Origin of the sequence: Glycomyces luteolus, from assembly GCF_027622875.1 — a bacterium.
GTDB classification, from domain to species: Bacteria; Actinomycetota; Actinomycetes; order Mycobacteriales; family Micromonosporaceae; genus Glycomyces; species Glycomyces luteolus.
Window position 1 is genome coordinate 26,770 of the sequence record NZ_JAPZVP010000002.1, and the last position, 9,396, is coordinate 36,165.

The following is a 9,396-nucleotide window of genomic DNA, read 5'->3' on the forward strand; positions in this document are numbered from 1 at the left end:
CGCGCTAAAGCAGGGCGGGCTCCGAAATCGGACCCGCCCCGCTTTCGCGCCGGCGTGCGGTTCGGACCGCTTGGCGGGTGAAGCGCTGGTTGGGCTGGTCAAGCGCTGTTCTCGTTCCCCCATGGTCTTGTCGCGTTCGGCTATCTTGCCGGGGTCGCGGATCGGCGCTTTGCACCGATTGCGTTGCTCTGCAGGCCTTCCGGGGCCGGGTTTCGAGGGTTTCGGCGCTCTGGTGGGTCGGGGCAGCCTCGAGTGGAGGTTCGCAGGCAGGGGAAGCACCGAGCCGCCACCTGCTCAGTCGGAGTCGGGCGGGATGCGGATGATGAGGATCGTGAGGTCGTCGGTGCGTCTGTAGCCGCCGTCGAAGAAGCTCGCTCTGAGGTTCCTGCGCAGTTGCTCCGGGTCGCGCACGCCGGACACGATGTTGGCGTCCAGCAGCGGGATCAGCGGGTAGTGATGCCCGGCCGAATCGCGGGCGTCGACCAAACCGTCCGTATAGGCGATGATGAGGTCGTCCGGCATCAGCTCCGCCTCGTGGACCTCGGCGTCATGGAGCCCGAAGTCGGCCAGGCCCAGCGGCGGCATGGGCGGGATCGACAGCGGCTCGGCCCGCTTGCGCACGAGCAGCAGGGCAGGATGTCCGAAGAGGATGAATCGTAGGACGCCTTGGCCGGGCGGGATTTCGATGAGAACGGCAGTAGCGAAGGTCTGTCCCCATTCATCGCGTGCTCGGTTGTCGATGCGGACGCGGCGCTCCATGCGGGCGGCCAGTCCGAGCAGGTCCGGTTCGTCGAGTGCCCGCTCGCGGAAAGTGCCCAGGAGCGCCTCGGTGAGCTGGAGGGTGGTGAGGTCATGGCCCTGGACGTCGCCGACGACCGCCCGGATTCCGAATTCGGTCTCTAGGACGTCGTAGAAGTCGCCGCCGACCAGGCTCGGGCTCCCCTCAGCGGTGTTGTAGCCGGAGGCGACCGACAGGCCGCCGATCCGTGCAGGCAGGCGCCGCAGGATGGCGCCTTGGGCGGTCTCCGCCACCAGCGTCATGTCCAGCAACCGTGAGATGACCCGGTTGCGGATCCACGCGAGGCAGGTGCATAGCAGGCTCATGATCGCGATCGGAGCCACGTGGCTCCATTCGCTCGCGGGGAAGGGGAGGAGCCCCAGCGTTCCAGTCCCGGCGCTGACCAGTGCGACCGTGACCACGGTGGCTGCCCCGGTGGCGATCGGTCCGTTGACCAGCGCGGTCATGGCCGGAAGCAGGACGATGGCGACGTCGGCGTAGGGCACCATCGGGGGGCTGAAGAACGCCACCGTCATGGTCACGGCCAGCAGACTGAGCGGGAGCAACCTCAGCCACAGCACCGAGACGGGCTGTCCGCTGGTGACGCGGTCCCACGGGCCCTCAGGCAGGGGGTAGGGCCTGATGTGCCCCTGGGTGGGGCCGCCGGGGCCCCTTGCCCTCCATTTCACGGAGCGAGCGTATGCACGTCGTCGGCGACCCAGACCCCGATCGGGAAAGTGCGGTGAAGGTGCCCCTCGCCGAGGCTTGGGGCTCCGGTGCCCGGCCGCGGCCGACACCGGCGCGGTGCTTGCCGGCGTCAACCGCCGAGTGAGGAGAGTCCGCCCACGATCGAGCCGTAGGCCACGTGCGACGCGATCGCGACCACTGGCGTCTGCACCCCGTAGTTCCTGAGCATGAAGCCGGGTGGCTCCAAAAGGGGCGCATCGCCCGCGCCGGTCATCGCAGACCCCATCCGCGGATGCACGAGCGGCAGCAGCACGTTGACGAGCGCGGTTCCCGCGAACACACCGTGCAAGAGGCCGAACGCAGCGCCGAGCCCCCAGCCGGCGGACCCGATCGCGGTGAAGACCGCGTAGTAGCCGAGTGCGAAGACAAGTCCGAAGCAGAAGTGGAGGAGGTAGCCGCCCGCCTTCGCGCGGGCGCGGTTGCCGCTCAGCGCCGTGCCGAGCAGGAAGGGCAGGTCCATCCTGGTGAGTTTCAGCTCGTTCGCGGCCCGCATCAGGCTCGTGAGCACGAGCGTCCCGATCAGACCGCCGGCCAAGGCGCCGCCGATGGTCATGGACTCGCCTCCGCGACGGCCGCCGCGGCGCTGATCAGCGCCAGGTGGGAGAGTCCCTGCGGCAGGTTTCCCAGGAACTCGCCGGTCGGACCGATCTCCTCGCTGTAGAGACCGACGTCGTTGGCCAGGCCGATCAGCTCGTCCATCCGATCAGCGGCCTCGTCGACCCGTCCGATGCGGGCGAGTGCCTCGACGAGCCAGAACGAGCAGGCCAGGAACGCTCCCTCAGCGCCGGGCACGCCGTCTTCGCCGGTGTAGCGGCGAACGAGGACCCCGTCGGCGAGCTCGGTCGCGATCGCCTCGACCGTCGACTTCAGCCGCGTCGCGTCGCCACCGTAGCCGTGCAGGAGGCCGAGCAGCACGCCGGCGTCCAGTTCCTCGCCGTTCGCGTAGCGAACGTAGGACCGCCGCCGCTCGGAGAAGCACTGCGAACCTACGAACCGGCGAATCGCCGCCGCTTCCCGAGACCAGCGGTCGAGATGCCGCCGCGGCAGGGAGCCTCGCTCGGCGAGCTGCGACGCCTTGTCCAGTGCCACTGCGCACATCATCTTGGACTGCGTGAACTGGCGGGGTTCGCTCCGCACCTCCCAGATGCCCGCATCGGCGGTGCGCCAGTTCGCGGCCGCGAAATCCGCGAACTCGCCGAGTCGGCGACCCACGTCCGGATCGATCGTGTTCCCCGCCTCGGCGTAGAGCCAGGCCGTTCGCATCAGCTCGCCGTACGTGTCCAACTGCAGCTGGTCGGCGGCGGCGTTGCCGATCCTGACGGGGTGTGAACCGCGGTAGCCGCGGAGGGGCAGTTCCCGCTCCGTCGCAGGGCGCCGACCGCCGAACGTGTACATCACCCGCAGCCTCGGGGCGTCCAGTTGCGTCGTGTGCATGAGCCACCAGAAGTACGCCCGCGCCTCAGCGGGGCAGCCCAGGCGGAGCAGCGCCTCCAGAGTGAAGGCGCTGTCGCGGATCCAGGAATAGCGGTAGTCCCAGTTTCGCTCGCCGCCGACAGTCTCCGGCAGCGATGTGGTCGCGGCCGCCGCGACCGCACCCGAAGGGGCGAAGACCAGCAGTTTCAGCGCGAGAGCGCTTCGGAGGACCGCCTCTCGCCAGGGCCCGTCGTACGTCCGCCCGTCGGTCCAGCGCCGCCAGATCTCACCGGTGCGCTCGAAGCGCGCATCGAGCTCTCGCCGACTTGGGAACACCAGCGGTTCCTGGTGGGCCATCGAGAGCACCAGCAGGTGCGAGGAGCCTTGAGCGGTCGCGAAGGCGCCCGACCATCCTTCCGCCGACGCGCCGGCGTCGAAGGCGATCATCCCGACCGCCTCAGTACCGGCGCTCGCCACCGGTAGTCCGTACCGGCTTCCGAACCGCGTTTGCGCGCTGCCGTAGCCGAAGCGCGGTTCGACCCGCCAGCGGAACCGCACCGTCCCGTCCAGGCCTTCGATGCGCCGCTGGAGTTCGCGGAACGGTTCGAGTCCCTCCCCGGGCAGCGTCAGCGCATCGCTGACCTGCGCACTGCCCGACGCAGTGTGAAAGGTGGTTTCGAGGACGTTCGTGCGTGGCAGATAGCGGCGTTCGACTCGGTACGAGGTGGCGGGTTCGAGCACGAACCGGCCACCGCGCTCGCCGTCGAGAACAGCGGCGAACACCGTCGGCGAATCGAGGTCGGGTGTGGGCAGCCAGTCGATCGATCCGTCCCGGGCCACCAGGGCGACGGTTCGCCCGTCGCCGATCGCCGCGTAGTCGCGAAGGGGCGCGTAGCCATCGATGCGACCTGCAGACGAATCCGATCGCCGCATATGGGCCCCTCCTCAGCGAGGTCGAGCCGCCTCCGGCGGGCCGGCGCCCACCGAGCGGGGACTGATAGTCAGCGGGGATTCCCCGTCTGCCCCGCCGACAATCCTGGAGCAGTCCAGCGCCTCTGCGCGCCCGGTCAGAAACCGGCGAGCGAGAGGAATTCCTGGCGGGAACGCGGGTCGGTGCGGAGACGGCCCAGCAGCGTCGAGGTCACCGTGCTGGATCCGTTCGCGAGAGCGCCGCGCAGCGTCATGCACGAGTGCTCGGCCTTGACCACCACGCCGACGGCGCGGGCGCCGAGCTGCTCCTGAAGCCAGTCGGCGGTCTGCTTGGTCAGCCGCTCCTGCGTCTGCGGGCGGCAGGCGAAGTGCTCGACGACTCGGGCGAGCTTGGAGAGGCCGAGCACCCGTTCGCCCGGCAGGTAGCCGACGCATGCGTGGCCGGTGAACGGCAGCAGGTGGTGCTCGCAGATCGATCGGAACGGAATGTCCCTGGCCAGGACGAGTTCGTCGTAGCGCTCGTCGTTGGGGAACGTCGTGAGATCGAACGGGCGGGGAGTGAGCATCTCCGCCCACGCCCGGGCCATCCGCCCGGGCGTGTCCCGCAGGTGCTCGGAGTCCGCCTCCACGCCCAGCGCCTTGAGGAAGGCCCCTGCGGCGGCCTCCGCCGCGATCATGTCGGGCTCGCCGGCAGTGTCTTCGACGCGCATGGCCGTCACCGGGCTCGGACCGTGTCGGTGCCGGAGTCGGCATGGCGGTGCGGGCGGTCGTAGACGGCGGCGAGCCGGGCGAGTGCCAGCGCCGCGATGAGCAGGCCGAAGTCGCGCAGCGCCACGTCGTAGAACCCGGAGTAGGTGAGCAGGTTGACGATGATGCCGGTGAGCCACAAGGCGACGACGTATGCGGCGTAGCGGGGTTTCACGGCCACGGCGAGACCGGCGAGGATCTCGATGACGCCGACGGCGTACATGGCGGTCTGGGCCGAGAACGGCGACAGCTCCACGATCCACGGTGCCAGGTAGTCGGGCCAGTCGGTGAGCGCGTTGGTGAATTTGTCCAGCCCCATCAGCAGGGGGAGGACCACGAACCCGACGTGCAGGATTCGGTAGGCGCCGTAGGCCGGATCGCGGAGGCTTCGAGCCGCCGGGCGGCCTGTTGCGGCACGTGCTGAGGTCGTCGACATTGATTCGCTCCTTTCTAAAAATAATGCTGACTAGTTTTAGTGTGCGCGGTCGACGGATATTTGTCAAGATTCGTTGGTGGTAGAATCTCTTCGTATGGACGAGGCTTGGGTCCCCGAGGCAACGCGGGACCTCGACGCGCTATCGAACCCGGTCCGGCGCCGGGTGTACGACTACGTCGTAGGCCAGAGCGCCCCGGTGCGGCGCGATCAAGTGGCCGAAGCGGTGCAGATCAGCCGCACGCTGGCGGCGTATCACCTCGACCGACTCGCCGAGGCGGACCTGCTCACCACCGGCTACGCCCGCCCGGAAGGGCGGGGCGGGCCCGGAGCGGGGCGGCCCGCCAAGCAATACGCTCCAGCGCGGGACGAAGTGTCCGTGACGATCCCGCCGCGCGATTACGGTCTGTTCGCCGAGATCCTCGTCGACGCCGTCGCGGGCGCGGACTCCGACGCGCTGCGAACCGCGTTGATCACCGCTGCTGAACGGCGCGGGCGAGCGGTCGACGGACAAGACCCCGACCTTTTGACGACGCTCACCGGCTGCGGCTACGAGCCCCGCACCACCGAGCGCGACGACATCGAGCTGAGCAACTGCCCGTTCCACCGGATCGCGCAGCAGGAGACCGAACTGGTCTGCGGCATGAACCGGGCGTTCCTGCGCGGCGTGCTCGCCGCATGCGACGCCGAACCCGACCGAGTCGAACTCGCGCCGGCGCCGGGCCGCTGCTGCGTCGTCATCCATCCCGACCAGACTTGATGCCTACGTGCGCCGGCCGGCCCGCCGCCGGGGGCATCAGTGCCCCGCAGGTCGGCAGCTCACCAGGGGACGGGTCCTGCGCGATGCGGAGGGGCTGCGCACGAAGCTGATCGTCGGGGAGCTCTCCCCCGCGGAGGTCGACCTCGTCACCGCGCTCGTCCACAGTGGCGTATCAGTCGACCCGCGGGACGTCCCGACGCTGCGGTGGCTGCTCGAAAGCGCCGCTCTGGCGCCGGACACTCCTGCCGACCTCGCCGATCGCCTGGTGGTGCGTTAGCCGTTTCCGGTCCTGCGCAAGGACGGTGCGGGTGTTCCGGTAGCAGTTGTCGCCGGACGGGGAGTGAGGCGGTCGAATGGTGTTGATCTGCGACGCAACGGATGTGACCTGCGGCATGATCGGCACCCTGGTGTTCACGGGACTTGTCCGAGGGTTTCCTGAGGCGTAATGAGCCGGTGACACGGGCCGGTCAGGCTAGTACCCGAGGCCCCGGAACCGACCGCGGCGCCGGGGGATCCGACTCCGGCCTTCCCACACGCGGGGCGGGCCTCACCGCCGCACCGGCGCGGCACGCATCTCGCATCACCGCCCGGAAGGAAATACCGATGGACGCTTACGCACTCTTGGCAATCCAGATGTTCTCGACCGAAGCCCAGTCGGCACTGCCCGACGCGCCCGTCGTCGCCGACCGTCCCACGCTCTTCGATCGGATCGCCGGCGGCGTCACCGCTGCAAAGCACGGCTACATCGCCCGCGAACTGCGGGTTCGCGGCGGATCCGCCGTGTTCCCGAAGCGGGCCGACGTCCGCCGGGCCGCCTGAGACACGTACGGCTCAGGGCCGGGCAGCGCGCCTTTCGAAGCGCACTGCCAGGCCCTGAGCCGTGTCCGAATCGCCCGCGGCGGCGGTCAAGCCTCCGCAGCGCTGTCGTCCCGGGCCCGAACGCGCCATCGGCGCACTCGCGGTGTCGTACCCCGATGCGACCCTTGATGTCGGGGGCCCGGCGATGGCCGTTTTGCAGGCTCACGCCGGGAATGCGGCCCCTAGGAAACCTGCTTGCCGTCGATGTAGGCCCGTTCGACCTTCGAGTAGATGTCGAGCGGGTCGCCGGACCAGATGCAGAAGTCGGCGTCCTTGCCCGTTTCGAGTGAGCCGAGGCGGTCGTCGACGCCCATGATCGCCGCGGGGTTGATCGTCACCGACCGCAGCGCCGTGTCGCGGTCGAGCCCGGCTTTCACCGCGAGCATCACCTGGATGATCAAGTGCTCGATCGGCACCACCGGATGGTCGGTGGTGATCGCGAGCTTGACGCCGGCCGCGGCGAGTTTCGCGGCGTTCTCGGGCCATCGGTTCACCGTCTCCACCTTGGACCGCGAGGACAGCAGCGGCCCGAAGATCACCGGGATCTCCCGCTCGGCGATCACGTCGGCGAGCAGGTGCGCCTCGGTCCCGTGGTCGAGCACCAGGTCGTACCCGAACTCCTCGGCCACGCGCAGCGCCGTCGCGATGTCGTCGGCCCGGTGGCAGTGCTGGCGCCAGGGGATCTCGCGGTCCAGGACCTTCCCGAGCACCTCGAGCTTGAGGTCGCGGTCGGGCGCGTCCGCACCGCGGTAGTTCTCGGCCTCCACGAACGCCTGGCGCAGCACGCCCGCCGTGCCCAGCCGCGTCGACGGCGTCTTCTTCTGCTCGCCGTACACCCGCTTCGGGTTCTCGCCGAGCGCCGACTTCACCCCTGACGGCGACCGCAGCACCATCTCGTCCACATAGCGGCCCACGGTCTTGATCGCGACCGTCTCGCCCCCGATCACGTTGCCCGACCCGGGGTTCACGTTCACCGCCAGCACGCCGCCCTCGAGCGCCTCGGCGAAGCCCGGCTCGGCGGGGTTGATGCCGTCCAGCGCCCGCACGTACGCGGTGTTCGGGTCGGTCATCTCGTTGGTGTCGTTTCCCGCCCAGCCCTCGGCGACCTCGTGCACCCCCAGGTGCGTGTGCGCGTCGATCAGGCCCGGCACGATCCACTTGCCTGTCGCGTCCTCGACCGGGACCCCTTCGGGCACAGGCATATCCGGACCGCCGACGGCTCTGATGCGGCCGTTCTCGACGAGGACGACCCCGTGCTCGATCGGTGCTGACGTGATGGGGACGATCGTCGCGCCGCGCAGCGCGAACCTGGCCTCTGACATGGACCCGCCTTCCAGGTGGCTCGTGGGGTGGTCGGTGGGGCCCCGGCCCCGCCATCCATCCTGCCCGACTCGCTAGCCGCGCGGCTAGTGCGGTGGCGGTCTCGTGGAGCGTCCCACTGGTCGTACGGCGTACATTGCGCGGCGTACGTCGTACTGGGTACGGTGTACGACGTACGGTGCGTCGCAACGACATACGATGTACGACGTACTATGTACGGCGTGCCGTGCGTGCTTCCTCGCGTGCAAAGTACGTCGTACTGTGTACGGCGTCAGCTCGCCCAGCGGATGATCTCCTTCGTGATCGTCTCCGGGGCCTCCTGCTGCGGGAAATGGCCGATGCCGTCGAGGAGCTTCCACTCGTAGCGCCCGTGCACGTACCGGCCCGAGCCCTGAGCCGTGCGCGGCAGCACGCAGCGGTCGAGCGCGCCGTGCAGCTGCAGCGTCGGCACCGGTGTCGGCCGCTGCAGGAGCTTCACGAACCGCCGCCCGGCCAGGCCCATCGCGGTGCGGAACGGCCACCGGAACGCTTCAAGGGCGCAGAACGCGGCCTGCGGGATCTGGATGACGTCCCGGCACGCCCGCACGTACTCCTGGAAATCGCGGCTGCCCCGCCAGCCCGGGCCGGACCACGCGTACATCAGGTCGGCGACTTTCCTTGCGTCCCAGTCGGTCAGCTTGTGCTCATAGCGGGGCATCTGGAACGCGAAGAGGTGCCGGGAGGCCGTCAGCTGCCCCTTCGGGTCGACCGCGAGCGCGGCGCGCTGGCGCAGCGGATGGGCCGCGCCGATGACGACGAGTGACCTGAACTGGCGGGGGTGGAACGCGGCGGCGGCGAACCCGAGGATGCCGCCGAGATCGTGCCCGACGACGGTGGCCTCGCGCTCGCCGAGGGCGCGCACGAGCCCCACGACGTCGGCGGCCATCGTGTAGGCGTCGTAGCCGCGCGGCGGCTTGTCGGAGGCGCCGTAACCGCGCAGGTCGGCGGCCACGACGCGGAAGCCGGCGTCGGCGAGCGCCGGGATCTGGTGGCGCCAGGCCCACCAGAACTCGGGGAAGCCGTGGAGCAGCAGGATGAGCGGGCCCTCGCCTGCCTCCACGACGTGGAAGCGCGAGCCGTTGGCGTCGATGTGCCGGTGGGTCCAGGGGCCTTGCTTGATCGCGGCGCTGTCGGCGAAGGTCTTGCGGGTCACGCGCCCAGCGTACGAGGTCACCGCCCGGCGGCGGCGAGGCGGAGGCGGGGAGGGCGATCGGAGGTCACGGTCGGGGGACCCGGGGAGGGGCGGCCGGTGCGGAGTGCGGCGAAGGTGGCCCGGTCGGCAAGGGCCGCGACACAACGGCGGGGGGCGGGGGGGGGGGGGCGCGGGGGGGGCGGGGGGCGGGGCGGGGGGGGCGGGCGGGGGGGGGGGGC

Annotated in this window: 9 protein-coding genes; 2 read left to right on the forward strand and 7 right to left on the reverse strand. The window is 70.0% G+C overall.

Going from position 1 to position 9,396, the window contains the following annotated elements; translation table 11 throughout:
• Positions 1 to 294: 294 nt before the first annotated feature.
• The 5 genes from O1R50_RS02165 to O1R50_RS02185 all read right to left on the reverse strand — a co-directional run bounded on the left by O1R50_RS02165 (position 295) and on the right by O1R50_RS02185 (position 5,051).
• On the reverse strand, positions 295 to 1,467 hold the full coding sequence (locus tag O1R50_RS02165; RefSeq protein ID WP_270108208.1) for a PP2C family protein-serine/threonine phosphatase: 1,173 nt from the start codon (positions 1,465 to 1,467) through the stop codon (positions 295 to 297).
• Positions 1,468 to 1,595: 128 nt separating this feature from the next.
• Entirely contained in the window at positions 1,596 to 2,078 is a 483-nt protein-coding gene (locus O1R50_RS02170; RefSeq protein ID WP_270108209.1) for a hypothetical protein, read from the reverse strand.
• Positions 2,075 to 3,871 carry a glycoside hydrolase family 15 protein gene (locus O1R50_RS02175; RefSeq protein ID WP_270108210.1) on the reverse strand — a complete coding sequence of 599 codons (1,797 nt, stop codon included), beginning with the start codon at positions 3,869 to 3,871 and terminating at the stop codon, positions 2,075 to 2,077. Before O1R50_RS02175 ends, O1R50_RS02170 begins: the two co-directional genes overlap by 4 nt.
• 134 nt (positions 3,872 to 4,005) lie before the next feature.
• On the reverse strand, positions 4,006 to 4,578 hold the full coding sequence (gene folE, locus O1R50_RS02180; protein WP_270108211.1) for a GTP cyclohydrolase I: 573 nt from the start codon (positions 4,576 to 4,578) through the stop codon (positions 4,006 to 4,008).
• A 5-nt stretch (positions 4,579 to 4,583) separates the two neighbouring features.
• A complete protein-coding gene (locus O1R50_RS02185) occupies positions 4,584 to 5,051 on the reverse strand; it encodes a hypothetical protein (protein WP_270108212.1) in 468 nt (155 codons plus the stop codon).
• Positions 5,052 to 5,145: 94 nt separating this feature from the next.
• On the opposite strand from O1R50_RS02185, the gene O1R50_RS02190 reads away from it, so the two are divergent.
• Together O1R50_RS02190 and O1R50_RS02195 are read left to right on the forward strand one after the other, a co-directional pair.
• Positions 5,146 to 5,808, forward strand: coding sequence for a helix-turn-helix transcriptional regulator (locus O1R50_RS02190; protein ID WP_270108213.1), 663 nt, complete (start codon positions 5,146 to 5,148; stop codon positions 5,806 to 5,808).
• Between the two features lie 603 nt (positions 5,809 to 6,411).
• Positions 6,412 to 6,627 carry a hypothetical protein gene (locus O1R50_RS02195; RefSeq protein WP_270108214.1) on the forward strand — a complete coding sequence of 72 codons (216 nt, stop codon included), beginning with the start codon at positions 6,412 to 6,414 and terminating at the stop codon, positions 6,625 to 6,627.
• 221 nt (positions 6,628 to 6,848) lie between these two features.
• Here O1R50_RS02195 and O1R50_RS02200 read toward each other — a convergent pair whose 3' ends face one another.
• Both O1R50_RS02200 and O1R50_RS02205 read right to left on the reverse strand, forming a co-directional pair.
• Complete coding sequence (locus tag O1R50_RS02200; protein ID WP_270108215.1) at positions 6,849 to 7,988, reverse strand: amidohydrolase; 1,140 nt, start codon at positions 7,986 to 7,988, stop codon at positions 6,849 to 6,851.
• 269 nt (positions 7,989 to 8,257) lie between these two features.
• Positions 8,258 to 9,178, reverse strand: a complete 921-nt coding sequence (locus tag O1R50_RS02205) for an alpha/beta fold hydrolase (RefSeq protein ID WP_270108216.1) — start codon at positions 9,176 to 9,178, stop codon at positions 8,258 to 8,260.
• Between the last annotated feature and the right edge of the window lie 218 nt (positions 9,179 to 9,396).

Bases quoted from the DNA above. Each gene is read 5' to 3' on its own strand.
- O1R50_RS02175 (WP_270108210.1), bottom strand. From the start codon at position 3,871: ATGCGGCGATCGGATTCGTCTGCAGGTCGCATCGATGGCTACGCGCCC.
- O1R50_RS02190 (WP_270108213.1), top strand. From the start codon at position 5,146: ATGGACGAGGCTTGGGTCCCCGAGGCAACGCGGGACCTCGACGCGCTA.
- O1R50_RS02185 (WP_270108212.1), bottom strand. From the start codon at position 5,051: ATGTCGACGACCTCAGCACGTGCCGCAACAGGCCGCCCGGCGGCTCGA.
- O1R50_RS02170 (WP_270108209.1), bottom strand. From the start codon at position 2,078: ATGACCATCGGCGGCGCCTTGGCCGGCGGTCTGATCGGGACGCTCGTG.
- folE (WP_270108211.1), bottom strand. From the start codon at position 4,578: ATGCGCGTCGAAGACACTGCCGGCGAGCCCGACATGATCGCGGCGGAG.
- O1R50_RS02195 (WP_270108214.1), top strand. From the start codon at position 6,412: ATGGACGCTTACGCACTCTTGGCAATCCAGATGTTCTCGACCGAAGCC.
- O1R50_RS02200 (WP_270108215.1), bottom strand. From the start codon at position 7,988: ATGTCAGAGGCCAGGTTCGCGCTGCGCGGCGCGACGATCGTCCCCATC.